At 72.5% G+C, this 25,710-nt stretch carries 18 protein-coding genes; 9 read left to right on the top strand and 9 right to left on the bottom strand.

Features of this window, described 5'->3' with window-relative positions:
* Positions 1-7 precede the first annotated feature (7 nt).
* Positions 8-1,192, top strand: coding sequence for an AAA family ATPase (locus OHA37_RS30765; RefSeq protein WP_266909977.1), 1,185 nt, complete (start codon positions 8-10; stop codon positions 1,190-1,192).
* A gap of 11 nt (positions 1,193-1,203) precedes the next feature.
* Here OHA37_RS30765 and OHA37_RS30760 read toward each other — a convergent pair whose 3' ends face one another.
* From OHA37_RS30760 to OHA37_RS30735, 6 genes are all read right to left on the bottom strand, one after another.
* Positions 1,204-2,427 carry a vWA domain-containing protein gene (locus tag OHA37_RS30760; protein WP_266913236.1) on the bottom strand — a complete coding sequence of 408 codons (1,224 nt, stop codon included), beginning with the start codon at positions 2,425-2,427 and terminating at the stop codon, positions 1,204-1,206.
* Positions 2,428-2,558: 131 nt separating this feature from the next.
* On the bottom strand, positions 2,559-3,818 hold the full coding sequence (locus tag OHA37_RS30755) for an AAA family ATPase (RefSeq protein WP_266909975.1): 1,260 nt from the start codon (positions 3,816-3,818) through the stop codon (positions 2,559-2,561).
* A gap of 58 nt (positions 3,819-3,876) precedes the next feature.
* The gene (locus OHA37_RS30750) at positions 3,877-5,292 is read right to left on the bottom strand and encodes a hypothetical protein (protein ID WP_266909973.1); all 1,416 of its coding nucleotides are present in this window, start codon (positions 5,290-5,292) and stop codon (positions 3,877-3,879) included.
* 264 nt (positions 5,293-5,556) lie between these two features.
* The gene (locus tag OHA37_RS30745; RefSeq protein ID WP_266909971.1) at positions 5,557-6,045 is read right to left on the bottom strand and encodes a hypothetical protein; all 489 of its coding nucleotides are present in this window, start codon (positions 6,043-6,045) and stop codon (positions 5,557-5,559) included.
* Positions 6,046-6,084: 39 nt separating this feature from the next.
* Entirely contained in the window at positions 6,085-7,737 is a 1,653-nt protein-coding gene (locus OHA37_RS30740) for an amidohydrolase (RefSeq protein WP_266909969.1), read from the bottom strand.
* 138 nt (positions 7,738-7,875) lie between these two features.
* Positions 7,876-9,273, bottom strand: coding sequence for a purine-cytosine permease family protein (locus OHA37_RS30735; protein WP_266909967.1), 1,398 nt, complete (start codon positions 9,271-9,273; stop codon positions 7,876-7,878).
* Between the two features lie 232 nt (positions 9,274-9,505).
* On the opposite strand from OHA37_RS30735, the gene OHA37_RS30730 reads away from it, so the two are divergent.
* On the top strand, positions 9,506-10,063 hold the full coding sequence (locus tag OHA37_RS30730) for a TetR/AcrR family transcriptional regulator (protein WP_266913234.1): 558 nt from the start codon (positions 9,506-9,508) through the stop codon (positions 10,061-10,063).
* Between the two features lie 114 nt (positions 10,064-10,177).
* On the opposite strand, the gene adhE is transcribed toward OHA37_RS30730, so the two are convergent.
* The gene (adhE, locus tag OHA37_RS30725) at positions 10,178-12,814 is read right to left on the bottom strand and encodes a bifunctional acetaldehyde-CoA/alcohol dehydrogenase (RefSeq protein WP_266909965.1); all 2,637 of its coding nucleotides are present in this window, start codon (positions 12,812-12,814) and stop codon (positions 10,178-10,180) included.
* 300 nt (positions 12,815-13,114) lie between these two features.
* Between adhE and OHA37_RS30720 the strand changes: the two genes are divergently transcribed.
* The 7 genes from OHA37_RS30720 to OHA37_RS30690 all read left to right on the top strand — a co-directional run bounded on the left by OHA37_RS30720 (position 13,115) and on the right by OHA37_RS30690 (position 24,078).
* The gene (locus tag OHA37_RS30720) at positions 13,115-14,017 is read left to right on the top strand and encodes an alpha/beta fold hydrolase (RefSeq protein WP_266909963.1); all 903 of its coding nucleotides are present in this window, start codon (positions 13,115-13,117) and stop codon (positions 14,015-14,017) included.
* 265 nt (positions 14,018-14,282) lie between these two features.
* On the top strand, positions 14,283-14,447 hold the full coding sequence (gene fxsA / locus OHA37_RS30715) for an FxSxx-COOH cyclophane-containing RiPP peptide (RefSeq protein ID WP_254384685.1): 165 nt from the start codon (positions 14,283-14,285) through the stop codon (positions 14,445-14,447).
* A 29-nt stretch (positions 14,448-14,476) separates the two neighbouring features.
* A complete protein-coding gene (fxsBH, locus tag OHA37_RS30710) occupies positions 14,477-16,798 on the top strand; it encodes a radical SAM/SPASM protein FxsBH, inactivated beta-hydroxylase extension form (protein WP_266909960.1) in 2,322 nt (773 codons plus the stop codon).
* Positions 16,799-16,914: 116 nt separating this feature from the next.
* A complete protein-coding gene (locus tag OHA37_RS30705) occupies positions 16,915-17,649 on the top strand; it encodes an aminoglycoside N(3)-acetyltransferase (RefSeq protein WP_323182374.1) in 735 nt (244 codons plus the stop codon).
* 43 nt (positions 17,650-17,692) lie between these two features.
* Positions 17,693-19,105: a TIR-like protein FxsC gene (locus OHA37_RS30700; protein WP_266913230.1), complete on the top strand. Its 1,413-nt coding sequence runs from the start codon at positions 17,693-17,695 to the stop codon at positions 19,103-19,105.
* Positions 19,089-23,090 carry an FxSxx-COOH system tetratricopeptide repeat protein gene (gene fxsT, locus OHA37_RS30695; RefSeq protein ID WP_266909958.1) on the top strand — a complete coding sequence of 1,334 codons (4,002 nt, stop codon included), beginning with the start codon at positions 19,089-19,091 and terminating at the stop codon, positions 23,088-23,090. The genes OHA37_RS30700 and fxsT overlap by 17 nt, the downstream gene beginning before the upstream one ends.
* 91 nt (positions 23,091-23,181) lie before the next feature.
* Positions 23,182-24,078, top strand: coding sequence for a DUF4231 domain-containing protein (locus tag OHA37_RS30690; RefSeq protein WP_266909956.1), 897 nt, complete (start codon positions 23,182-23,184; stop codon positions 24,076-24,078).
* 19 nt (positions 24,079-24,097) lie between these two features.
* Here the strand turns inward: OHA37_RS30690 and OHA37_RS30685 are convergent, their stop codons facing one another.
* Both OHA37_RS30685 and OHA37_RS30680 read right to left on the bottom strand, forming a co-directional pair.
* Complete coding sequence (locus OHA37_RS30685) at positions 24,098-24,577, bottom strand: hypothetical protein (protein WP_266909954.1); 480 nt, start codon at positions 24,575-24,577, stop codon at positions 24,098-24,100.
* 116 nt (positions 24,578-24,693) lie between these two features.
* Positions 24,694-25,518 carry a S1 family peptidase gene (locus tag OHA37_RS30680; protein ID WP_266913228.1) on the bottom strand — a complete coding sequence of 275 codons (825 nt, stop codon included), beginning with the start codon at positions 25,516-25,518 and terminating at the stop codon, positions 24,694-24,696.
* Between the last annotated feature and the right edge of the window lie 192 nt (positions 25,519-25,710).

Below are 25,710 nucleotides of genomic sequence, written 5' to 3'. Positions count from 1 at the left end.
CGACCACATGATCACGACCCTCGCGGTGGAGAACTACCGCTCCCTGCGCAAACTCATCGTCCCCCTCGGCCGGCTCACCGTGGTGACGGGCGCCAACGGCACGGGCAAGTCCAGCCTGTACCGGTCCCTGCGGCTGCTGGCCGACTCCGCGCGCGGCGGCGCCGTCGCGGCGCTGGCCCGGGAGGGCGGGCTGCCCTCCACCCTGTGGGCCGGCCCGGAGAAGACGGGGCGGGCGGTGCGCGAGGGCCGGTACGCGGTCGAGCCGACGGTCCGCTCCGAACCGGTGAGCCTGCGGCTCGGGTTCGCCGGGGACGAGTTCGGCTACGCGGTGGACTTCGGCCACCCGCAGCCGGTCCCGAACTCGCTCTTCGGCCTGGACCCCGAGATCAAACGCGAGTGCACCTGGGCCGGGCCGGTGCTGCGCCCCGCCGCCCTGCTCTCGGACCGTGCCGGGCCCGCCGTGCGCACCCGTACCGCGGACGGCGGCTGGCACCGCACCCAGGGCGCCCTGCGCCCGTACGACTCCATGCTCAGCGAACTCGCGGACCCGCAACTGGCCCCCGACCTGCTGGCCCTGCGCGAACTGATCCGCTCCTGGCGGTTCTACGACCACGTCCGCACGGACGCCGAAGCGCCGGCCCGCACCCCGCGCGTCGGAACCCGTACGCCGGTCCTCGCCGCGGACGGCTCCGACCTTCCGGCCGCGCTCCAGACGATCCGGGAGACCGGCGACCACGCGGCGCTGGACGCGGCCGTCGAGGCGGCCTTCCCGGGCAGCAGCGTGGCGGTCGCGGAACGGGACGGCCGCTTCGAGCTGGAGCTGCACCAGCACGGGCTGCTGCGCCCGCTGGGCGCGGCGGAACTCTCCGACGGGACCCTGCGCTACCTGCTGTGGACGGCCGCCCTGCTGACCCCGCGCCCGCCCGCCCTGATGGTGCTCAACGAGCCGGAGACCAGCCTCCACCCGGACCTGCTGGGCCCCCTCGCGGACCTGATCCTGACGGTGGCCCGGGACACCCAGACGGTGGTGGTCACGCACGCCGCCCCGCTGGCACAGGCCCTGGCATCGGGGGTCCACCGCCACCGCGTGGACCTGCAGACCATCACCCTGCTCAAGGACTTCGGCCAGACCGAGGTGGCGGGCCGCGAGGGCCCCCTGGACGAACCCCTCTGGTACTGGCCGAAGCGGTAGGGCCCGGAACCTCAGCCGATGTCCACCACGCGGGCCCACTCGGGCGGCAGGTCCGGCACGTAGTCGGGATCGTCCTCGGCCCACGATCCGCCCGGCCGGTCCCGGCGGAACAGCCCCACCACCGTCCGGCACGGCGGCCGCGAGCTCGGCCAGGGCGTCTGCCCGTCGGTCAGGACCACGATCACGTCCGGCCGGGGCGCCGAGCGCAGCGCCGTGGCGAACCCCGTGCGCAGATCCGTACCCCCGCCGCCCAGCAGCGGGATCCCCTCGGCGAGGCACAGCGGATGGGCGATCCGGGCCGAGGCGTCGCACGGCACCACGGTGACCAGGTCCCGGCGGCCGCCCACCGCGCGGGAGATGGCGGTGACTTCCAGGAGCGCGCTGCCCAGTTCGGCGTCGCTGACGGACCCGGAGGTGTCGATGACCACGCTGACCCGGGGCGGCCTGCGCCGCAGGCTCGGCAGCACGGCGCCCGGCACCCCGGCCGAACGCCGCGAGGGCCGGCTGTACGTGTAGTCGTCGCCCGCGCCGGATCCGGAGGTGGCCGACCGGACGGCCGCTCCCAGCAACTCCCGCCACGGCTGAGGCGGGTGGAACACCTCCTCCGCCCAGCGCTTCCAGCCCTTCGACGCCCTTCCCGGCCGGCCGGTGATGCCCTGCGCCACCCGGAAGCGGACCGCGTCGCGTTCCTGCTCGCTGAGGCCGTCCGCGCCGTCCGCGCCGAGGTCCCACTCCCGTTCCAGCCCGTCGGCGCCGCTCCCGCAGTCCAGCCAGGCCATGTGCTGCGTGTGCGGCCCGAGCCCGAACTGCGTCAGGTACTCCTCCATGAGCTCCCCCTCCCGCAGTCCCACGGCCGCCGGCTGGACAGCGCCCTCGGGCCGGACGAGCCCGTCGCCGTAGGCGTCGTCGTTGATCTCGAAGTCGGCCGCGATGTTCATCCGCAGCCGCTCCCCCGGGCCGGTCAGGCCTTGCTCCCGCGCGACCCGGTCCCCGCGTCCGTGGTGGTCGCGCAGCAGGTGGGACACCTCGTGCACCCAGACCGCGGCCAGTTCCTCCACGGGGGTGCGGTCCACGAAGCCGGGCGAGACGTAGCACCGCCAGTGCCGGTCGACGGCCATCGTCGGCACCCGGTGCGATTCCACGACGTGCAGGGCGAACAGCGCCGTGGCCAGGTACGGCCGCACGCGGACGGCGTGCAGCCGGGCGGCGTAGAGCTTGTCCAGGTCCAGCCTCACGGGCGAGGCGGGCGAGGCGGGCGAGGCGGGCGAGGCGGGCGAGGCGGGCGAGGCGGGCGAGGCGGGCGAGGCGGGCGAGGCCGACGCTACGGGCTGCGCCCCGGTCGCGGGCGTTGCGGGCTTCACGGCCGTCACCGGCCCGCCTTGACGGGCACGCCCGACCGGGCCGCCGCCCGGTCGGCTCGCCGGGACAGGGCCACGGCCCCGGCGAGCCGGTCGATCGCGGCCGGTACCTCCCAGTCCTCGCGGCGCAGCGCGGCGAGCGTGGCCGCGGGGACGACCACCAGGTCCGGGGCGCCGGTTTCCAGTGCCCGGGCCAGGAGCGTCCACGCCGCGTCCCAGCGGGACTTCTCCGGGCGCCCGCGCACCGCCTCGACCACACCGTCGAGCACGGCTTGGCGCAGGTCCCCGCGCTCGGGCAGCACGGCGGCCGCCGGGTCGGCGAGCAGCGTCTCCGGGTCCGGGAGGTCCATCCGGTCGAGGCTCGCCAGGAGTTCCAGCCCGGGGCCGTCTCCGACGGTTCCCCTGACCAGCAGGGAGAGCACTTCCCGGGAGGAGCCGGCCGCGGTCGCGAAGGCGATCAGGCAGAGGGCCATCTCCCAGCTCCGGGGAGAGGGCCAGGGACCGCCCCGGCGGGTTTCGCCGGAGGGCAGTCGGTGGACGAGCTTGGGCCGCGCGGCGAGCAGCCCGCACACCGCGCGGCGGGCGAAGTCCACGGCTTCCGGGAGCCGTTCGGGGTCCAGCCGGGGCAGGGTGGCGCGGGGCCAGGTCCCGCCGAGGCCGCGTACCACCACCTCCTGGTCGTGCGTCCACTGGAGGTGGACGAAGCGGTTGGCCAGGGGCGGGCTCAGCTCCCAGCCGTCTGCGGCGGAGGACCGCGGATTGGCCGCGGCCACGATCCGGACCTCGGGCGGCAGCCGCAGGGCGCCGATCCGCCGCTCCAGTACGAGGCGGAGCAGGGCCGCCTGCACGGCCGGCGGCGCGGTGGACAGCTCGTCGAGGAAGAGCAGCCCCCGGCCGGCCCGTACCAGGCGCACGGCCCAGTCCGGCGGCGCCATCGGCACTCCCTGCTCCGCGGGGTCGTCCCCGACGATGGGCAGGCCGGAGAAGTCGGACGGCTCGTGCACGCTGGCGATGACGGTGGTCAGCGGGAGGTCGAGGGACGCGGCGAGCTGGGTCAGGGCCGCGGTCTTGCCGATGCCCGGCTCCCCCCACAGGAGGACGGGCAGGTCGGCGGCCACGGCCAGGGTCAGGGCCTCCAGTTGGATGTCGGGGCGCGGTTCGGTCGTCGTGTCGCGCAGCAGGGCCAGCAGCCCTGCGGCGATGTCGAGTTGGGTGGCGTCGGACTGGGCGGGCTGGGCCGGCGGGGCGGTCTGGGCATGGGAACGCATGGGGAATCACCTTTGGGTGTGCGGCGGGAACGGGAAGGGGGGCGTGCAGGAGGCCGGGTCAGCGGCGGTTCGCGCGCCGCGGATGCGAGCGCTCGGTGCGGCCCTTACGGGGGGAGCGGTAGCCGTCGTGGGTGGGACCGGCGCCCGGCCCGGCCAGGCCCGCCCGGAACAGCCCGTGGATGACCCGCCGGAGCGCGGCCGCCTCCAGTTCGTCCCGCAACGGGCCGTCGCGCAGCAGCGCTCCGGGACCGAGCAGTCCTTCTACGACGGCCAGGGCGCCGGCGGTGTCGCCGTGGTCGAGGCGTTCGCGGACGCCGGAGAGGGAGTCCGGACGGCGGTGCGCCTCGTCGATGGCCCGCAGGCAGGGCAGCGGCGTACCGGTCAGTGCGACCAGCAGTTCCTCGCGGCGGATCTCGGCCGGGTCGTGGTCCAGCGGGGCCAGCACCCCGTCCACCAGGCCGATCCGGTGCCGGGCGCCCCGGCAGTCCACCAGGCGCGGCCCCCTCACCGGGTCCGCGGCTCCGGCGGGCCGCGGCGGCGACCAGTCCGGTACGAGGGCCCGGCCGACCAACGGGTGCAGCCGGCCGGCGTCGATCGCCCCGGTACGGAGCAGTTCCAGGTCGGGCAGCACCCAGGTCGCCGCGTCGGGCAGCGCCGGCGGGGCGGGGGCACCCGGATCCACGGGCGCGGCTGCGGAGATCTGCACGTCGCCGTCCCCGTCGCCGCGCAGGTGCACGTACAGCCGGTGCCGGGCCCCGAGCCGCACGGTGACCGTACCGCCGGGGCGTCCCTCGGCGCGTAGCACGATCTCCGCCTCGGCCGCCCACCGGTCGACGGCGCAGCGGGGCACCGCGGGCGGCGGCCCCGGCAGGCCGGGATCCAGCTCGGGACCCGCTTCGCCGAGGTGCCGGTCGGCCCCGGACCTGGAGCGCAGCTCGTCGCTCCGGCGGGCGTCCCACAGGTGGCGGTGCAGGTCGAGGCGGAACCGCGGATGGGGGTGCGGATGGGGATGCGGACCGGCCCCCGGAGGACGCCGGGCGGCGTCCTCGGAGCGGGCTCCGTCCCACAGGGCGAGGCTGATCCGCTGCCCGTACTCCGCCCAGGCAGGCGGCGTACGGGCCACGAGGTGCACCGGGCCGGGCCCCGCGTCCCCGTACCGGGCCAGCCCGATGGTCAGCCCGGGGCGCAGCAGTCCGTCCGGGGCGATCCTCGGCAGGTGCCAGCGCAGCAGGTCCGGGGCCAGGTGGCGCAGATCGGCCCGGATCCGGGCCGCGAGGTCGCGGCCGTGGGTGCGCGCCAGGACGCGCAGGTCGAAGTCCACGTCGACGCCGGCCGCGGCGCACGCCCCCGCCCAGTCACCGGCGGAGCGGCGGGCGGTCGCGGTCTCGATCATGGACGGCGGCACGGCGAACTCGCGCACGCGCAGCCAGAAGGAAGGGCGGAAGGAAGCCCCGTTCGCGAGGTGAGTGAGCATCAGCACTCACCTTGCGCGGACGGGACCCCCGATCTCTGAGTACGGGAAGTCGTCATCGCGGCGAGACTAACGCCCCGCCCCGCGGCCCGCCAGGCATTTCTCGACCGGTCGGCTCAGCCCAGCGGAGCGAGCATCGCGCCGGCGTTGCCCAGCGGGTGGCGGCCGACCGCCTTGCCGAGGACCACCCCCGCCCCGTCCGCACAACAGCCCTTTCCCCTCAGGGCCGTTCGGCCACACACCTGTCGCCCACCAGTCGTGATCGTGTTACATCCGGCGCCTCGGGCGGGCCGACCGGCGGGGCCGGCCGTCCGTATCGCCGAAGGGCCGGACCCAGTCCGAGTCCGGAACCCCCAGATAGCGGCAGGCGAGCCCGACTTCGCGCGGGTACACGTGAAAGTCGATCCGCCGGCCGTCGGGAGCCCGATACTCCAGCACTCGCATTCCCGGCCACCAGCTCCCCCGGACGACCGCGCGGCCACCGACGGGCAGGGCCACCGCCGGGCGCAGCGGCGACTTGAAGGCCACACCGATGCCGCCAGGTCCGGTGCCGAGGTCCCCTTGCGCGAAGAACCGGCGGCGGACCCCCTGTCGCCAGCGGGCCTCGCACCGCACGGCCACGACGACCCCTGCCGCGAGGGCTGCCCGGCGTTCGTCCGCCGTGCGGCGCAGGGACCTCCTCCCGATCCAAGCGGTGACCACCGCCGACACGATGATCAGCGCCCCCAGGGACGCCGCCTCGGCCAACGCATCCATTCGGTTCCCCCCGCAGGCCCACGCATGAGTGCGGTCAACCTACCCGGCCCGATGGACCACCTCGCCCGCCACCACCACCGTTTCGGCCACCGTTCCGGGGATCTGTTCCGGGGCCACCGCGAGGATGTCGCGGGACAGGATCACGAAGTCGGCCGCCTTGCCGACCGTCAGGGAACCCCGGTCGCCTTCAAGGAAGTTGGCGTACGCCGAGCCCATCGTGTAGCCGTACACCGCCGTCCGGGCGTCCACCGTCTCCTGCTCCTGCCACGGGTCGCCGCCACCCAGCGGGCGCCGGGTCAGCGCCGTGTAGATGCCGACCATCGGGTCCATCTCGGCGACGTTCCAGTCGCTGGAGAAGGCCAGGACCGCCCCCGCCTCGGCGAGGCTCCGCATCGGCCACGCCTTGTGCCAGCGGTCCTCCCCCACGTTCTCCGCCCAGTCCTGGCCCGGACCGGCGATCTCCGGCGCGCAGTGCCGGGGCTGCATGCAGGCCACCACGCCGAGCTGCCGGAAGCGCGGCACGTCCTCGGGGTCCAGGCATTCCACGTGCACCACCTGGTGGCGGGCGTCGCGCGGGCCGTTGACCGCCCGTGCGTGCTCGACGGCGTCGAGGACGGTACGGATGCCCCGGTCGCCCGTGGCGTGGACGAAGCACTGGAACCCGCGCGCGTCCAGCCGGGCGAGCAGGTCCGCGAACTCCTCCGCCGGGTAGAAGGTTTCGCCCCGGTGCGCCCCGCAGCCGGTGTACGGCTCCAGCAGCGCGGCCGTGCGCGGCTCCACCACGTCGTCGATGTAGAGCTTGAGGGGGCCCACCCGGAAGCGGTCCCCCGCGTGCACCTTGGCGGCCGCCTCGAAGAGGTCGAGGTCCTCCTCCGTGGTGCCGCGCGGGTGGAACAGCGCGGCGACGATCCGCGAGCGCAGCCGGCCCTCGGCGCGTGCCCGGTCGTACAGCTCCAGGTCGTCGAGGGAGTTCTGCGGTTCCACGACGGTGGTGATGCCGAAACCGATCGCGTCGTCGAGGCTCTTGGCGAGGCGCCCGTACTGGCGGTCCGGGGAGGCCCACGGCACCCCCAGGTCGCGCAGGGCGCGGTGGCCGTCGCGCGAGAGCCCCTTGATGGCGAAGTCCTTGACGAAGCCGGTGGGCTCGCCGGTCTCCGGGTCCACGGCGGCCGTGCCGAAGGGCAGGTCGGTACGGTCCTTCGCGACGCCGAGCCGGCGCATCGCCGCCGTGTTCAGCCAGGCCGTGTGGACGTCGTACGAGAGCACGATCGCGGGGGTGTCCCCGGTGACCGGGTCCAGGTCGGCGGCGGTGGGCATGCGCCCGCCGGGGATCGCGGAGTAGTCGAAGGCCTCGGCCTCGATCCACTCGGCGTCGGGGTTGGCCTCCCGCCACGCGCCGATCCGGTCGAGGATCGCTTCGAGCGTCCGCACCCCTGCGAGCTGCACGCACGCGTCGTCGGAGCCGAGGCGGACGTGGTTGTGGGCGTCGATGAACCCCGGGAGCACGAGCCGGCCGCCCGCGTCGATCCGCTCGGTGTCCGGGCCCGCCCAGTCGGCGGCCTCCGCGTCCGGGCCCACCCAGACGATCCGCCCGTCGCGCACGGCGAGGGCTTCGGCCTCGGGCAGCTCGGGGTCGACGGTGTGGATGCGGGCTCCGGTGAGGAGCAGATCGGCGGGGGCGGCGTGTGACATGGGGTGGTGCTCCTGTGCAGAGGGGGTACGGGAAAGCAGACGGCGGGGAGGGAAAGCCCTCAGGCGGCCGGGAGGGGCCGGAAGGAGGCCCCGGACGACCGGGAGGGGAGGCCCTCAGGCGGCCGGGGGGGAAGGCCCTCAGGCGGCCGGGGCGTAGGCGGGCACCCGGCGGGCGAGGGCCCAGTACGTGAGCCCGGCGACCACCGAGCCGAGCAGGGTGAGGTCGGCGCCGCCGAGCGGGGCCACGAGCGGCCCGGTCCACAGCTCGGAGTCGCAGGTCAGGGCGGCGAAGGCCATGCCGGCGAGCAGGGCGGTCATGCCGGCGGGGTGGTAGCCGGAGCGGTACCAGTAGGCGCCCCCGCTCCCGGCGTGCAGCGCGTCGGAGTCGTAGCGGCAGCGGCGCAGCAGCATGTCGGCGAGGAAGACGCCGCCCCAGGGGGCGAACACGATGATCAGGAGGGAGAGGAAGGACAGCAGCGAGGTGGTGAAGTCGGTGAGGAAGAGCGCGGCGAGCGATCCGGCGGCGGTCACGGCGGCGCTGACCACGATGGCGCGGGCCCGGCTCCACGGGATGCCGAGGACCTGGAGGTTCAGGCTGGAGGAGTAGAGGGTGATGATCGAGTTGGTGACGGAGCCGCCCAGGACCAGGGCCAGGAACAGCGGCTGGAACCAGCCGGGCAGCAGGCTCTCGGCCCCGGCGACGGCGTCGGTCATGTCGGTCTGGGTGGCGGCGGCCACGCCGGCGATCCCGAGGGCGACGGAGGAGACGAACCCGCCGAGCGCACCCATCCAGGTGATCGACTTCAGCGAGGTGGTGCGGGGCAGGTAGCGGGTGTAGTCGGCGGGCATCGGCAGGTACGAGAACGGCCCGGCGAGCATCACGACGAAGGCCAGGCTCCAGCCGGACAGGCCGGGGGCCAGGGCGTCGGCCGGGGCGGTGGTCTCGGCTCCGGGCAGGACGAAGACCAGCAGGGCGCCGAAGCCGACGGCCAGGACGTAGGCCATCCAGCGCTCGGCGAACTGCACGGTGGCGTGTCCCCACATGGCGACGGCGAAGGTCAGCGCGAGGGTGATGCCGAGCGCGGCGGCCCGGATCAGGGTGCCTTCGCCCAGGCCGATCTCGGCGAAGAACACTTCCAGGGCCAGGGTGCCGACGACCGTGTTGACGATGGTGTAGCCGATGCTCACCACCCAGTTGAGGACGCCCGCCGGCCAGTTGCCCCGTACGCCGAAGGCGGCCCGGGAGATGACCAGGGTCGCGGTGCCGGTGCGGATGCCGCTGAGGCCGGCGGCGCTGATCGCGAAGAAGGACAGCCCGCTGATCACGACCACGGCGGTGGCCTGCCAGAAGCTGAGGCCGAAGGCGACGGCGAGGGCTCCGTTGATCACGTAGGTGAAGGTCAGGTTGGAACCGAACCAGAGCCAGAAGAGGTCCTTGGCCCCGCCGTGGCGCTCGGCGTCGGGGATGGGGTCGATGCCGTGCGTCTCGACTCTGAAGACCTCGTCGACGGCGACCGTCGTCTCCTGGTGTGCCATGCGTCTGCCCCTGACCTTCGGCGGTGAACCGTGAACCGTGAACCACGAACCGTGAACAGACCTTGAACGGCGTTCTAAGTTCTTGAATGGCATTCAAGATGCGCTGCCGAGCCGGACCCCGTCAAGACCCTGTCCGGGATAAGGTCGGCCGACGAAGATCGGGAAGGCGGCACGGGTGGCAGGAGCGGCGGGAGCGGCACGGCGGCGCGACGGGCAGATCGCCCAGGAGCGGATGCTGGAAGAGGCCATGACGGCGATCGCCGAGGACGGGCTGGCGACGCTCACCATGTCCGCGCTCGCCGAACGGCTCGGCACCAGCGGCGGCCACATCCTGTACTACTTCGGCAGCAAGGACCGACTGCTGCTGGCCGCCCTGAACTGGAGCGAGCAGCAACTGGCCGCGGATCGAGCCGAGTTGCTGGGCCGCAGGGTCACCGCCCACCGCAAGCTCGCACTGTTCCTGGAGCTCTACCTGCCCCGCGGCCCCCGCGACCCGCGCTGGACGCTCTGGATCGAGCTGTGGGCCCGCATCCCCTCGAACGAGCCGCTGCGCGCCGCCCAGCAGGAGATCGACGACGGCTGGCAGAAGGACCTGGAGGCGCTCCTCGCCAAGGGGGTGCAGCAGGGCCGCTTCGCCGCCGGCCTCGACGTCCCCGCCCGGGCCTCGGAGCTGCTCGCCCTGCTGGACGGCCTGAGCACCCGGGTGGTGCTGGGCGAGCGCGGCGCGGACCGGGCCACCTCCCTGGAGCGGGCCCTGTCGGCGGCGGCCCTGCTGATCCCGCACACCTGAGCCCGCCCGCACCGGGACATGGGAAAGCCCGCCCGGGCCTTAGCGTCCCGGGCGGGCTTTTCCGCTCCTTAGCGGAGGTTTTCAGGAGGAAGAAGGGTCACTCCCCTTCGGGGGTCACTTCTTCTTGGCGGCGGCCTTCTTCGCCGGGGCGCCCTCGATGTTGCCGTAGTAGGCCTGGCGCATGAGCTGCTTCAGGTCGTCGATCATCGGCATCCGCGGGTTGGCGGGGGCGCACTGGTCGGCGTAGGCGTTCATGGCCTGGGTCGGCAGGGCCTCGATGAAGGCCTGCTCGTCCACGCCCTCCTCGGCGAAGGAGGCGGGGATCCCGCACTTGCTGCGGAGTTCCTCGACGGCCTTGGCGTAGGACTCGACGCCCTCGGCGGCCGTGGCGGCCGGCAGGCCCAGCATCTTGGCGATCTCCTGGAAGCGCTCCGGCGCCCGGTAGACCTCGGCCTTGGGCCACGGGGTGGCCTTGTGGGTGACCGTGCCGTTGTGGCGGATCACGTGCGGCAGGAGCAGCGCGTTGGTGCGGCCGTGGGCGACGTGGAAGGTGTTGCCCAGGGTGTGCGCCATGGCGTGGACCATGCCCAGGAAGGCGTTGGCGAAGGCCATTCCCGCCACCGTGGAGGCGTTGTGCATCTTCTCGCGGGCCTCGGGGTCGTTCGGACCGTCGACCACGCAGCGCTGCAGGTTTTCGAAGATGAGCTTGATGGCCTGGAGGCACAGCCCGTCGGTGTAGTCGTTCGAGTACGCGGAGACGTAGGCCTCGGTGGCGTGCGTCAGGGCGTCGAAGCCGGAGTCGGCGGTCACCTTGGGCGGGAGGCCCATCGGCAGCATCGGGTCGACGATGGCGACGTTCGGGGTCAGCGCGTAGTCGGCGAGCGGGTACTTCTGGGCCGCGGCCGGGTCGCTGATGACGGCGAACGGGGTGACCTCGGAGCCGGTGCCGGAGGTGGTCGGGATGGCCACCATCTTGGCCTTCTCGCCGAGCGAGGGGAACTTGTAGGCGCGCTTGCGGACGTCGAAGAACTTCTCCTTCGTGTCGGCGAACTCGACCTCCGGGCGCTCGTACATCAGCCACATGATCTTCGCGGCGTCCATCGGCGAACCGCCGCCGAGGCCGATGATCGTGTCGGGCTTGAAGTCGCGCATCATCGCGGCGCCGGCCTGGACGGTGGAGAGCTCCGGGTTGGGCTCGACGTTGTCGATGATCTGGATCGACACCGCGCCCTCGCGGGCCTGCAGGATGTCGACGACCTTCTGCACGAAGCCGATGGAGACCATCGTCTTGTCGGTGACGATCGAGACCCGGCTGATGCCGTCCATCTCACCGAGGTAGCGGATGGAGTTGCGCTCGAAGTAGATCTTCGGCGGGACCTTGAACCACTGCATGTTGGTGTTGCGCCGTCCGATCCGCTTGACGTTGATCAGGTTGACCGCGGTGACGTTGTTCGACACCGAGTTGTGTCCGTACGAGCCGCAGCCGAGGGTGAGCGAGGGGAGGAAGGCGTTGTAGACGTCGCCGATGCCGCCGAAGGTGGAGGGCGAGTTGGCGATGACGCGGATCGCCTTGACCTTCTTGCCGAACTCCTCGACGAGCTCCTCGTCCTCGGCGTGGATGGCGGCGCTGTGGCCCAGACCGTGGAACTCGACCATCGCGGCGGCCAGTTCGAGACCGTGCTCGGTGTCGGAGGCCTTCAGGGCGGCCAGGATCGGGGACAGCTTCTCGCGGGTCAGCGGCTCGTTCTCGCCGACCTCGTTGCACTCCGCGAGGAGGATCGAGGCCTCGGCCGGGACGGTGAAGCCGGCCTGCTCGGCGATCCACTGCGGGGACTTGCCGACGACCGCGGGGTTCAGCTTGGCGCCGTTGGCGTCGGCGGCGTAGGCGGTGGTGCCGAAGACGAACTGCTCCAGCTTGGTCTTCTCGGCGGCGGACACCACGTGGGCGCCGAGCCGCTTGAACTCGGCGAGGCCCTTCTCGTAGATCTCGGCGTCGAGGATGACGGCCTGCTCGGAGGCGCAGATCATGCCGTTGTCGAAGGCCTTGGAGAGCACGATGTCGTGGATCGCACGGCCGAGCTTGGCGCTCTTGTGGACGTACGCCGGGACGTTGCCCGCGCCGACGCCCAGGGCCGGCTTGCCGCACGAGTAAGCGGCCTTGACCATGGCGTTTCCGCCGGTCGCGAGGATGGTGGAGATGCCCGGGTGGTTCATGAGGGCGCCGGTGGCCTCCATGGAGGGGGCGGTGACCCACTGGACGCAGTTCTCGGGGGCGCCGGCGGCGACGGCGGCGTCGCGGACGATGCGGGCGGCCTCGGCCGAGCAGTTCTGCGCGGAGGGGTGGAAGGCGAAGATGATCGGGTTGCGGGTCTTCAGGGCGATCAGGGCCTTGAAGATCGTGGTGGAGGTCGGGTTGGTGACCGGGGTCATCGCGCAGACGACGCCGACCGGCTCGGCGATCTCCGTGATGCCGTTCAGCTCGTCGCGGCGGATGACTCCGGCGGTCTTGAGCCCGCGCATCGAGTTCACGACGTGCTCGCAGGCGAAGAGGTTCTTGACGGCCTTGTCCTCGAAGAGACCGCGGCCGGTCTCATCGACCGCCAGTTGGGCGAGCTCGCCGTGCTGGCTCAGCGCGGCCAGCGAGGCCTTCTTGACGATGTGGTCGACCTGCTCCTGGTTGAACGACGAGAACTGGTCGAGCGCCTTGAGCGCCCCCTGGACCAGTCCATCCACCATCTCGTTCGCCTGCATGGCAGGAACTCCTTCATTTCGACTCAACCTGAACCGCTTTCCTGATGACTCAATTCGACACCCAAAAGCGGAAGCCGGGCCGCCGAAAAAGCCCTTTCCCGGCGGGTCGAAGGGCCGTTCACGCCCGTTCACACCCCTCCCGCCACCCCTCTGACCTGCATGTATCTCCCGGGACCTAAGACCCCTGTGCGCTTGTGAAAACTTTCACAAGAATTTCGGGCGAAGTGCGCCCTACCGCGCTCCTCCCCCAGCGAGCACAATCACGATGACGAGTCGCGTCGACCGTGAGGGAGGGAGCGCGTGCGCAGTCAGGTGCGCGTCGCGGACGGACGGAATCTGACGGTGGAGCGCTGGGGCGACCCGCACGGAAAACCCGTTTTCCTGCTCCACGGCATGCCCGGAAGCCGCCTGGGCCCCGCCCCCCGGGGCATGGTCCTCTACCAGCGCCGGATGCAGCTCATCGCCTACGACCGCCCCGGCTACGGGGGCTCCGACCGCCATCCGGGCCGCACCGTCGCCGACGTGGCCGCGGAGGTGGCCGCGATCGCCGACTCCCTGGGCCTGGACACCTTCGCCGTGGCCGGCCGCTCCGGCGGCGCCCCCGGCGCGCTGGCCTGCGCCGCCCTGCTCCCCGACCGGGTCACCCGGACCGCCGCGCTGGTCTCCCTGGCCCCCCGGGACGCGGAGAACCTCGACTGGTTCGAGGGCATGTCCCCCTCGAACATCCGGGAGCACTCCACGGCCGGCCGGGACCCCGAGGAGCTCGCCGCCCGGCTGATCCCGCGCGCCGCCGGGATCGCCGAGGACCCCGGCCGGCTCCTGGACGAGCTGCGCCGCGAGCTCACCGACAGCGACCGCATGATCGTCGCGGACGCGGGGCTGCGGGCCATGCTGCTGCGCAATTACCGCGAGGGGGTCCGCACCTCCGCCTACGGCTGGATCGACGACGCCATCTCCTTCAGCGGCCCCTGGGGCTTCGACCCGGCGGACATCCGGTGCCCGGTGCTGATCTGGCACGGCGAGCTCGACGTCTTCTCCCCCGTGGGCCACTCCCGCTGGCTGGCCGGCCGCATCCCGGGCGCCACCACGAACATCGACCCGGCCGCCGCGCACTTCGCGGCGCTGCGCGCCCTGCCCGACGTACTGACCTGGCTGCTCAGGGAGGTGCCCGCGCCTCCGGTGAACGAGCAGCAGCCCGCGTAGGAGGGGGGCGGGAAGGCCCGGAAACGGGAAATGGATCTTGCCTTCGGGTAAACGGCCGGAGCGCGGGCCCGTCGCATTCGTTCACCCATGCCACGGGCGCGTGATCGTTCGTCACATTCGTTCGGCCGAGAGGTCACATTGTGAGAACCCGCGTCCAGGTTTAGCGAGCCGAAGGACACCGGGCCAGGTAAAGTCCGCGCCAGACACTGGCTCTCCTCGCCAATGTCCTCCTCCCATTCCCCATGACCTCCCCGAGGACGGCGTCATGAACACCTCCGCAACCCACCCGGCCAGCACCGTCACGGCCACCCGCGTCCCGCTCGACCGGATCGATGTCCGCGGCGCGCGCGCGGCCGCGACCCTGGGTCGCGTCCTCCCGACGGAATCCGGCCGAAAGGTTCAGACGCCCATCTTCAACTCCGCGCTCTGACAAGGAAGTCAGCGCTCTAGACTGGTGGAATGACCGGCCTGATCGCTTTTCGCGAGATCGTCCTGAAAGTTCACAGCAGATGCGATCTTGCTTGTGATCATTGCTATGTCTACGAACACGCAGATCAGAGCTGGCGCGCCCGGCCCAAAGTGATCTCCCCCGAGGTGATTTCACAGACGGCGTCGCGGCTCGCCGAACACGCAAGGACACACGCACTCCCCTCCGTCACGGTCATCCTTCACGGAGGGGAACCGCTTCTCGCGGGCCCCGCCCGCCTCCGGCTCGTGTGCGAGGAATTCACCCGCGCCCTCGACGGCATCGCCGCCCTCGACCTGCGCATGCACACCAACGGCCTGCAGCTCAGCCCCCGTTATCTGGACCTCTTCGCGGAGTTCGGCGTCAGCGTCAGCGTCTCCCTCGACGGGGACCGCGCGGCCAACGACCGCCACCGGCGCTTCGCCGACGGACGCACGAGCCATCCCCTGGTCCTGGCCGCCGTGGACCTGCTGCGCACCGAGCCCTACCGCCACCTCTACCAGGGCCTGCTCTGCACCATCGACGTGGCCAACGACCCCGTGGCCGTGCTCGACGCCCTGGTCGAACTGGCCCCTCCGCGCGTGGACTTCCTCCTCCCGCACGCCACCTGGCAGACGCCCCCGGTCCGCCCCGACGGGGCCCCCGACACCTACGCGCGCTGGCTGCTGCGGGTCTTCGACCACTGGGAGCACCTCGGGCGCCCGGTCCCCGTACGGCTCTTCGACTCGCTGTTCTCCACCCTGGCCGGCGGCCCCAGCCTCACCGAGTCCCTCGGCCTCGCGCCCACCGATCTCGTGGTCGTGGAAACCGACGGGAACCTGGAGCAAGTCGACTCCCTGAAGAGCGCCTTCGAGGGAGCCGCAGCCACCGGGTTCAACGTCTTCGACCACGCCTTCGACCTGGTCGCGGCCCATCCCGGGGTCCGCGCCCGGCAGCTGGGCCTGGCCGGCGTCAGCGCTACGTGCCGCCGGTGCCCCGTCGTACGTTCGTGCGGAGGCGGGCTCTACACGCACCGCTACCAGGCCGGTCCGGCCGATGGCCCGGGCGCGGAAGCGGGGGCGGGAGCGGCCGGGGACGCGGGAGCGGGAGCCGCCGGGGACTTCGACAACCCCTCCGTCTACTGCACCGACCTGCGCGAGCTCGTCGACGGCGTGGAGGGCCGTACGAGTGCCCGCGCGAGCGCGCCGGAACTGTCCGACCCGGCCGAGCTGGCCGGCTCCCAGGCGCAGCTGACCAGGGACCTGCTCGCCCTCTTGAACGACCGCCGCACGGGTGATTCCGAGTGGGAGCGGGCCTGGAGGGTGCTGGGCGCCGTGGAGCGGGCCGGGCAGGCCGGCGCGGACGCGGTGGACGCCGTACTGGCCCACCCCTTCACCCGGACCTGGGTCATGGCCTGCCTCGACCCCGCCGCCCAGGGCCGCCCCGATGCCCCGCAGGCGGCCCGCCGGCTGACCGCGCTGGCCGCCGCCGCCGTCCTGCGCGGCGGGCTCGACCTGCCCGCCGAGGTCGTCTACCGGGACGGCGAGGTGTACCTGCCGACGCTCGGCCTGCTGCGCCTGGGCGAGCCCGGCACCGACGGCCGGGCCACGCTGCACGCCGCCGACGGGTGGTACGCCGTACGCGAGGAGGGCCGCCCCGAGCACCGCTTCGGGCCCGCGGCGGGCGACGCGCGCTGGCAGCCCGTACGCACCTGGTCCCCGGGGCCGGACGCGGCCCCCGTGGCGCTGGAGGACCTGGACCCGCACCGCAACTGCTTCGCCCGCCCGCCCCGGCTGCGGCTCGGCGCCGCGGAGGCCGGGGAGTGGCGGGAGCGCCTCGACGCAGCATGGGCGCTGCTGCACGCCTCGGTGCCCGAGTTCGCGCGGGCGGCCGCCACCGGGCTGACCACCCTGACCCCGCTCGCGGGCGGTCCCCGGGCCCGCGGCTGGGGCGAGGCCGGGCGGCACGGTCCGGGCGCGCTCGGAGTGCCGTACGCGGCCGGGGTGGCGGAGACCGCGCTCGCGCTGCTGACCGGGCGGCGGCGGGCCGGGCTCCAGGCGCTGACGGAGGTGGCCGACCTGTACGCGCTGGACGGGGAGTGGCAGCACCCCTCGCCGTGGCGGGAGAGCCCGGTCCCGGTGTCCCGGCTGCTGGCCGACGTCCACGAGCGGGTGGCAGTGGAGGCCTACCGGCGGGCGACCGCCGCCGCGGAGCCGAGCGGGCTGGACCGGATCAACCGGGCGCTGGACCAGCTGTCGGGGGCGGCGGAGCTGACGAGCACCGGGAAGCGGCTCGTGGAGCAGCTGCGCTGGGAGCTGAAGGCGGTCGACGCGTGAGCGGCCCGCCGGGCCCCGGGGAAGCCGGCCGGCTCCCCCGCCCCGGCACCGGCGGCCCCGCCGGACTCGTCGGCCCCCTCCGCGCGCTCGGTGTCCGCCCCGGCATGCGCCTCCTGGTGCACGCCGCGCTCGGCGGCACCGGCCTGCGCGCCGGGGAGCTGCTGAGCGCCCTCCTCGCCGCCGTCGGCCCGCGCGGCACCCTCGCCGCGCCGGCCTTCACCCCGCAGAACTCCAAGACCTCCACCGCGCACCTGGCGCGGATCGCGGGCCTCTCCGAGGAGGGCGTACGGGAGTTCCGCGCGCGGATGCCCGCCTTCGACCAGGCGCGCACCCCGAGCCACGGGATGGGGGTCCTCGCGGAAGCGGTGCGCACCGCCCCGGGAGCGGCGCGCAGCGGGCATCCGCAGACCTCTTTCGCCGCCGTCGGCGAAGGGGCCCGGGGAATGTGTGCGGAGCATCCGCTGACCAGCCATTTGGGCGAGGAATCACCCCTGGGAAAGATGTGCGGCACGGGATGGAAGGTACTCATGATCAATGTGGGATTTTCCGTCTGCACCGCATTCCATCTCGCGGAGTATCGAATTCCGCAGCCCCCCTTGCGCATGTACGAGTGTGTGGTGAAGGTGAACCATCCGGGACTTCCGGGGCGGCAGCCCGGAGGGCCCGAGGGGGAAGGGTGGACCGCGTACGAGGACATCGCGCTGGATGACAGCGATTTCGCCGAGATCGGCAGGGAGTTCCCGGAAGACCGGATTCACCGGGGGCGGATCGGCGGAGCATCGACCATGCTCTTCGCCCTTCCGCATGCCGTCGATCACGCGCTTGAATGGATGACCGAAAACAGACGCTGATTGACTGAACGATGAGGGGATGTGGCGGAGCAGCTCCGGAATGATGTTTCTTCGCTCGCATCTTCGGGACGGGGGTCGTGTGCCCGCATCAGTGCAGCCGTACTTTTTTCTCAGTTATGCGCATACACCGAGGTTCGGAGCGGGAGGACCGGACCCGGACATGTGGGTGGAGCGGCTTTTCCGCGACCTCTGCAGCCATGTCATGGCGCTGACGAATCTGCCCGCGGGAGCCGAGGCCGGCTTCATGGACCGGGAGATACGCAGCGGTGAGGGCTGGTCGGAACGGCTCGGGGCGGCGCTCGCCACCTGCCGGGTCTTCGTCCCCCTGTTCTCGCCGCGCTACTTCGCCAGCGAGATGTGCGGGAAGGAGTGGTTCGCCTTCGCGCAGCGCACCATTCACCACGTGGCGCTCAGCAACCAGCCGGCCGAAGCCATCGTGCCCGCGTTATGGGTGCCGGTGCCGCCCTCCCAACTACCGCTTCCAGCCGAGCGGTTGCAGTTCAACCACAACACCTTCGGCGAGCGCTACGTCACCGACGGACTCTACGGACTGATCAAACTGCGGGGCTACGCCGAGCAGTACGAGAGCGCCGTGTACGAACTCGCCAAACGGATCGTCCGGGTCGCCGAGACCGTCCGGCTCGATCCCATCCGGCCGCTCGACTACCGGCTGGTGCCCAGCGCCTTCGGCTCCGCGAACGGCACCCCCAGCAGCACCACCCGCACCCTGCACGTCACCGTGGCCGCCGCTTCCCGGCACGATCTGCCCGAGGGCCGCAGCCCCGAGTACTACGGGGACAGCGCGCTGGACTGGAACCCGTACCACCCGGTCTCCCAGCGGCCCATCGCCTACGTGGCCGAGGACCTGGTCCGCAACCTCAACTACCAGACGACGGTGGGCTCGTTCGACGACGAGGCCGGGCACTTCGACTCCAAACAGCCGCCGACCCGCCCCGAGATCCTCATCGTGGACCGGTGGGCGGTGGAGGACGAACAGCGCCGCCAGCGCCTGGCCGCCTTCGACCAGGAGTCCCGGCCGTGGATCAACGTGGTGGTGCCGTGGAACCGGTACGACCACCAGAGCCGCGCGAAGGAGGGCGAGTTGGCCCACCGGCTGGAGGACACCATGCCCGTCAAGATGAGCCAGGGCCGGGCCGCTTGCCGGGCCGCCGCCAACGGCGTGGCCAACATGGAGACGCTCGGGCAGATCCTGCCGCAGGTGGTGGAAGCCGCCGCCCAGCAGTTCCTCAGACACGCCCAGGTCTATCCGCCGGCCGGCAGCCCCGCGGCCGGCACCGAACGGCCCCGGCTGCTCGGTCCGATGGGGATGAACGGGCCGCCGGCCCCACCGCCCGCCCCCTTCCCGCCCACCGTGGGCGATACGGGCGACGGGTACGGCGGGCCCACAGACACCAACGACAACGACCGGGGGGACGCGGATGACATCGAGTCGTGACAGCCAGCACAGCAGCCGTGACGAGCACCGCGAGGGGCGCATCGTCACCTTCTACTCGTACAAGGGCGGCACGGGCCGCACGATGGCGCTGGCCAACACCGCCTGGATCCTCGCGGCCAACGGCAAGCGGGTCCTCGCCGTGGACTGGGACCTGGAGGCCCCCGGCCTGCACCGCTTCTTCCACCCCTTCCTGGACCCCTCCACCCTCGGCGCCACCACCGGTGTCATCGACCTGATCAGCGAGTACGCGTGGGCGGCCACCAGCCCGGTGCAGCGCGCCGACGACTGGCACAAGGACTACGCGCGGATCCAGCCGCACGCCGTCTCGCTGACCCCCGAGACCCTCGGCTGGGAGTTCCCCGACGGCGGGACCCTCGACTTCGTCTCGGCGGGCCGGCAGAACCGCGAGTACTCGGCGACCGTCTCCACCTTCGACTGGGACAACTTCTACGACCGGCTCGGCGGCGGGCTCTTCTTCGACGCCTTACGGGCGGACATGAAGCGGAACTACGACTACGTCCTGATCGACAGCCGCACCGGCCTCTCCGACATAGCCGACATCTGCACGGTCCACCTGCCCGACGTCCTGGTCGACTGCTTCACCCTGTCCGACCAGTCCATCGACGGCGCGGCCTCCGTGGCCCGGCAGATCGACGAACGCTTCAACGACCGCGGCATCAAGATCTACCCGGTCCCGATGCGCATCGACGAGGGCGAGAAGGAGAAGGCCGACGCCGGCCGCGCCCTGGCCCGGATCAAGTTCGACCGCTTCCCCAACGGCCTGATCGGGGACGACCTCACCTCCTACTGGGGCGCGGTGGAGATCCCGTACCGCCCCTACTACGCCTACGAGGAGACCCTGGCCACCTTCGGGGACGAGGCCGGGCTCACCAACTCCCTGCTCTCCGCCTTCGAACGGCTCACCACCGTCGTCACCGAGGGCGACGTCACCTCGATGCCGGCCATCGGCGAGGAGGTGCGCCTGCGCATCCGCGACGCCTTCACCCGGCGCCGCCCCGCCCTGCCCGCGGACCTCTTCCTCTCGTACGTCGCCGAGAACCGCATGTGGGCCGACTGGATCGAATCGGTGCTCACCCGGGCCGGCTTCCGGGTCGTCCCCCGCGACGTCTCCGCCGAACGGACCCCGGCCGCCGCCGGCGGGGACACCCTGGGCGGTACGGGGATCAGCGTCGACACCGCCGCGCGGACCGTGGTGCTGCTCTCCAGCGCCTACCTCAAGTCCGCCCGCGCGGTGGACGTGTGGGAGCGGGCCGCCGCCGAGGACCCAACGGGAGGCCGGCGCCAGCTGGTGCCGCTGCGGGTGGGCGACGTGCGCCTGTCCACCCCGTACATCGACCGCAACCCGGTGGACCTGTTCCGCCTCGACGAGGTGCACGCCACGACCGCGCTGCTGCGCGCGGTGGAACGGCCGATGGCGCTGCCCGACACCGTCGCCAGCGCCTCCGCGCCCGGACCCCGCTTCCCGGGGACGGTCCCGAAGATCTGGAACGCGCCGCCCCGCAACCCCGGTTTCACCGGCCGCTCCATCGTGCTGGAGCGGATGCGCGACCAGCTCGGCGGCGGCATATCCGTGGTGCTGCCACAGCCGCAGACCCTGTTCGGGCTCGGCGGCGTCGGCAAGACCCAGGTGGCGCTGGAGTACGTGCACCGGTTCATGGCCGACTACGACCTGGTCTGGTGGATCTCCGCCGAGCAGACCGACGACGTGGTGGCCGCCCTCGCGGAACTGGCCGTACGCCTCGGCGCGCAGACCGGCGAGGACATGTCGGCCGCCTCCCAGGAGGCGATCGACCTGCTGCGGCGCGGGGTCCCCTCCTCGCGCTGGCTGCTGGTCTTCGACAACGCCGACGATCCCGAGACGCTCAAGCGGTACTTCCCGCCGGGCGGCCCGGGGCACGTGCTGGTCACCTCCCGCAACCAGTCCTGGTCCCAGTACGGCGACGCCCTCCCGGTGGACGTGTTCCTGCGCGAGGAGTCCATCGAGCACCTCCAGCGCCGGGCCCCCGGCCTCAGCAAGGAGGACGCCGAGCAGGTGGCCATCGCGGTCGGCGACCTGCCGCTGGCCGTCGAGCAGGCGGGCGCCTGGATCGCGGAGACCGCGACCCCGGTGTCCGCGTACATCGAGCAGCTGGCCCAGCAGGCCGCCCGGGTACTGGCGCTGAACCAGCCGCCCGGCTACCCGGAGCCGGTGGCCGCCACCTGGAACGTCTCCATAGAGCGGCTCCAGTCCCGCTCCCCCGCGGCCGTGCGGCTGCTCCAGCTGTGCGCCTTCTTCGCACCCGAGCCGATCTCGGCGAACCTGCTCTACAGCAAGGAGATGATCGACGCCCTCAAGCCGTACGACTCCTCCCTCCAGGAGAAGCTGGTCCTGGGCCGCGTCATCCGGGAGATCGGCCGCTTCGCGCTCGCCAAGGTCGACCAGGTCAGCAACAGCATCCAGGTCCACCGACTGGTGCAGGCGGTGATCCGGGCGCAGCTCTCCGAGGAGGAGCAGCGCGAGGCCCGGCACGCGGTGCACCGGATCCTGGCGGGTGCCCGGCCGGACGACGACGAGCCGATAGACAACCCGGAGACCTGGCCGCGGTTCAACACCATCTGGCCGCACCTGACCCCGTCGGAGGCCCGGTTCTGCAAGGAGCCGGAAACCCGCCGGCTGCTGATCGACCGCGTCCGCTACCTCTGGAAGCGCGGGGACTTCAAGGCCGCGTACGCGCTGGGCGAGGAGCTGCGCGAGACCTGGCGCGAGACCCTGGGCGGCGACGACCTCCAGTACCTGTACCTGCGCTTCCACCTCTCCAACATCCTGCGCTCGCAGGGCCGGTTCGTGGAGGCGATGGAACTGGACGAGGGCACCCTGGAGCGCCAGCAGGCGGCGCTGGGCGTCTCGCACCCGCACACCTACATGACCACCAGCGGTCTGGCCATGGACCTGGGCGCCCTCGGCCGCTACGGCGAGGCGATGGAGCTGGCGAACGCCGCGCACGAGGGCTTCGGGCAGATCTTCCACGAGGCCCACCCGCGGACCCTGGCCGCCGCGAACAACCTGGCGCTGAACCTGCGCATGATCGGGCAGTACGCCCGGGCCAGGGAGATCGACCAGGAGGTCTTCGACCGGCGCACCGAGGTGCTGGGCACGGACCACCCGTACACCCTGTCCTCGGCGCAGAACCTGGCGCGCGACCTGCGCGAGGTGGGCCGGTACGACGACTCGGTGCAGCTGCTGAGCCGGACGTACGAGATCTACAAGCGGACCCTGGGCCGGGCCTTCCCCGGCACCCTGTCGGCGGCCAAGAACCTGGCGGTCTCGCTGCGCAGGGCGGGCGACGTGGAGGACGCGCTGCGGCTGACGACCGCGACCCGCAACCGGTACCGGGCCAAGTACACCTCGGTCAACCCGGACCTGCTGGCCTGCGAACTGAACCTGGCCGCGGACCTGTTCGCGACGGGGGACCCGGGCGGGGCGCGGGACCTGGCCCAGGAGGTGGTGGACGAGTACGTCAAGGTGCCGGGCGAGCGGCACCCGTACACCCTGGCCGCGGTCAACAACCTCGCGGTGTTCCACTGGGGCACGGGGGCGGCGGAGACCGCCGATCCGATGCTGCGCCAGACCATCCGGCACATGAGCGAGGTGCTGGGCGACAACCACCCGCACACCATCTTCGCCAACCTCAACCTGGCCAACGCCCGGGCCGACCTGGGCGATCCGGAGGGCGCCCTGGAGCTGGAACGGCTCGCGGTGATGCGGCTGCGCGAGGCGCTGGGCGTGCACCACCCGGAGACCCTGGCGAGCGCCTCCAACATGGCGGTCAGCCTGGACATGATGGGCCGCAAGGAGGAGGCGAACCGGGTCCGCGCCGAGACGGTGACCGAGCTGACCCGGCTCCTCGGCGAGGACCACGGGCTGACGCGGTACGCCCGCGACGAGCGCCGGGTCCACCGGGACCTGGAGCCGCTGGCGGTGTGATCCGCGGGGGCGGCTCCCGCCGGGAGCCGCCCCCGCACCTCCCCGATCCATGGACGAACAGCAGACTGGGGGGTTCGCTGTGAGTGACAGCATGACCTTTCGCAACGAGGACCTGCCGGCCCTCTTCCACCACACCGACCAGGCGGCGATCTCCCGGCAGCGGGAGTCCACCCAGGCCACCCGCGCCCAGCTGATGCTGCTCGTCGTGGCCGCCGTGATCGCCGCCCTGCCCGAGGGGCCGAAGCTCGGCTCCGCGTACCTGTCCGGGCTCCTCAGCGTGCTCGCGTACGCCGGGGTGCTGGGCGTGGGCGTACGGGCCACCCGGCGCCGGGCCCGCCCGCAGTGGCAGCTCAACCGCAGCGCCGCGGAGTTCATCAAATCGCTGGCCTGGCGGTACGCCGTCCACGGCGCCCCCTTCGGCAGCGAGGTCCCGGGCGTCGAGGAGACGTACCGGACCCGGCTGGAGGCGGGGCTGAACGAGCTGCGGAAGATGGGCTGGGAGGATCCGCGGACCGCCGGGCTGGTGCCGGAGGGCGGGGAGATCACCGGGGCGATGTTCCGGCTGCGGGGGCTGGACTACCAGGTCCGCAGGGAGACCTACGTCCGCGACCGGCTGATCGAGCAGCGCAACTGGTACCAGCGCAAGACCGAGGTGTCCCGGCGGGCGACGGCCCTGTGGTCGTGGTCGATCGTGCTGCTGACCCTGCTGGCGCTGCTGTTCGCCCTCTTCGGGGCCTTCGGTTCGGGTCCGGGGCCGGCGCTGACCGGGCTGCTGAGCGCGGCGGCGACGGCCGGCATCGCCTGGAACGAGGTGCGGCGCCACCATCCGCTCATAGAGGCGCACACGCTGATCGAGCAGGACCTCTCCGCGATGATGGTCGTGATGCAGACGACGATCACCGAGACGCAGTGGCCGACGGCGGTCTACGAGACCGAGCGGTACGTGTCCCCGCAGCACACGGACTGGCTGGCCCGGCACAGCAGTTGACCCGCGTACGGGCGTGGCCTCAGTCCCGGGTCACGCCCTCCCGCCAGATCACGGTGACGGGCTTCCCGAGGGCGCGGGCGTAGGCGACGATCTCGGCGGTGCCGCCGTGCCCGCGGGCGGGCAGGCCGTCCCAGACGGCGACGAGGCGGTCGCAGGAATCGGCGATGTAGGTTCCGGCCGCGTAGTAGGCCTCGTCGGTGGAGCGGGCGAAGTCCATCCGGACCTCCTGGGCGGCCCGGCGCTTGAGCCCCAGGTACCGGTCCAGCGATCCGGGGCCCTCGAAACCCTCCTCGTAGTCCCCGCTGGGGATGACCACGGTGAGGTCCGCGCCGTATTCCAGCGCGATGGCGGCGAACAGCTGGTCCGCTCCCTCGGCGAGGCTGGAGAGGGCCTCCAACGGCCCTTCGTGGCCCCCCAGTACGGACCGCAGGCCCTCCTCCACATGGCCGAGCAGCTCGTCCGGGATCGACCGGTGTCCGGTCACGCCGATTCGCTTCATGCGGAAACCCGCTCCCCCCGTGGACACGAACGCCCTGGACATCCTCCCAGAAGGCGGGAGGACGTCCAGGGGTCCGGCGGGGGCGCACGGGTCCGTGCCGCGGCCCGGGGCAGGGCCTAGTACACGCTCACGCCGTACGCGTTGAGCGCCTCGACGACGGGCTGGAAGAACGTGGTGCCGCCCGAAGAGCAGTTGCCGCTGCCGCCGGAGGTGAGGCCGACCGCGCGGGTGCCCGAGTAGAGCGGACCGCCGCTGTCGCCGGGCTCGGCGCAGACGTTGGTCCGGATCATGCCGTAGACGACGTCGCCGCCGCCGTAGTTCACGGTGGCGTTGAGCCCGGTCACCGAGCCGCTGTGGATGCCGGTGGTGGAGCCGCGGCGGGTGACGGCCAGACCGGTGGTGGCGTTGATGGCGCTGGTGATGTCCTGGCTGCCGACGGCGCCGGGGTGAGCCAGGGAGGCGTTGTCGTAGCGGATGAGTCCGTAGTCGTTGTTCGGGAAGCTGGAGCCCACCGTCGGGCCGATGGCGGTGGTACGGGCGGAGTTGGTCCACCAGGTGCCCGCGCCGTCGGTGCAGTGTCCGGCGGTGAGGATGTAGTAGGTGCTGCCGCTGCGCACGTTGAAACCGGCGGAACAGCGCCAGCCGGTCGCGTAGATGGCGTCTCCGCCGGACACCAGCTTCGTCAGCTTGCCCGGTGTGCGCTCGATGCGCAGGGCGGCCGCGTTCGCTCCGGCCTCGCTGCGGATCTTGGCGATGCTCGCCGCCGAGACGGTGGAGTCGGCGGTGACCACGAGGGTGCCGGTGGCGGAGTCGGTGTGCCAGGCGGTGCCGGCGACGTCGGCACGCAGGACCGAGGCGCCGGCGGAGGCGAGCCGGTCGGCGCTGAAGCCGCCGTCGGCGTGCGCGGCCGTGGGGGCCGCGAGCGCGGCCACGGCGGCCATGCCGGTGGCCACGGCGAAGAACCTGGAACGGATGATGCGCTTGATCGTCACTTGTCGTCCTCCCGAGTGGGGGTCGGAGGCCCGGCGGGGTGGGGTGGTGCCGGAGCCCGTGGAGGGCGGCCGGGGGCGCGGCGGACGGGATGCCGCTCGACGTGCCCCTGACAAGCCCCGAGAGACGCTGACGGGAGTCTC

It is taken from the genome of Streptomyces sp. NBC_00335, assembly GCF_036127095.1.
Lineage (GTDB): Bacteria > Actinomycetota > Actinomycetes > Streptomycetales > Streptomycetaceae > Streptomyces.
This window is presented reverse-complemented; position numbering and strand designations above follow the sequence as displayed.

Coding starts and splice junctions, on each gene's coding strand:
- OHA37_RS30765 (WP_266909977.1), top strand. CDS start 8: ATGATCACGACCCTCGCGGTGGAGAACTACCGCTCCCTGCGCAAACTC.
- OHA37_RS30755 (WP_266909975.1), bottom strand. CDS start 3,818: ATGCGTTCCCATGCCCAGACCGCCCCGCCGGCCCAGCCCGCCCAGTCC.
- OHA37_RS30750 (WP_266909973.1), bottom strand. CDS start 5,292: ATGCTCACTCACCTCGCGAACGGGGCTTCCTTCCGCCCTTCCTTCTGG.
- OHA37_RS30745 (WP_266909971.1), bottom strand. CDS start 6,045: ATGGATGCGTTGGCCGAGGCGGCGTCCCTGGGGGCGCTGATCATCGTG.
- OHA37_RS30740 (WP_266909969.1), bottom strand. CDS start 7,737: ATGTCACACGCCGCCCCCGCCGATCTGCTCCTCACCGGAGCCCGCATC.
- OHA37_RS30735 (WP_266909967.1), bottom strand. CDS start 9,273: ATGGCACACCAGGAGACGACGGTCGCCGTCGACGAGGTCTTCAGAGTC.
- OHA37_RS30730 (WP_266913234.1), top strand. CDS start 9,506: ATGCTGGAAGAGGCCATGACGGCGATCGCCGAGGACGGGCTGGCGACG.
- adhE (WP_266909965.1), bottom strand. CDS start 12,814: ATGCAGGCGAACGAGATGGTGGATGGACTGGTCCAGGGGGCGCTCAAG.
- fxsA (WP_254384685.1), top strand. CDS start 14,283: ATGAACACCTCCGCAACCCACCCGGCCAGCACCGTCACGGCCACCCGC.
- fxsBH (WP_266909960.1), top strand. CDS start 14,477: ATGACCGGCCTGATCGCTTTTCGCGAGATCGTCCTGAAAGTTCACAGC.
- OHA37_RS30700 (WP_266913230.1), top strand. CDS start 17,693: ATGTTTCTTCGCTCGCATCTTCGGGACGGGGGTCGTGTGCCCGCATCA.
- fxsT (WP_266909958.1), top strand. CDS start 19,089: ATGACATCGAGTCGTGACAGCCAGCACAGCAGCCGTGACGAGCACCGC.
- OHA37_RS30690 (WP_266909956.1), top strand. CDS start 23,182: ATGACCTTTCGCAACGAGGACCTGCCGGCCCTCTTCCACCACACCGAC.
- OHA37_RS30685 (WP_266909954.1), bottom strand. CDS start 24,577: ATGAAGCGAATCGGCGTGACCGGACACCGGTCGATCCCGGACGAGCTG.
- OHA37_RS30680 (WP_266913228.1), bottom strand. CDS start 25,518: ATGGCCGCCGTGGCCGCGCTCGCGGCCCCCACGGCCGCGCACGCCGAC.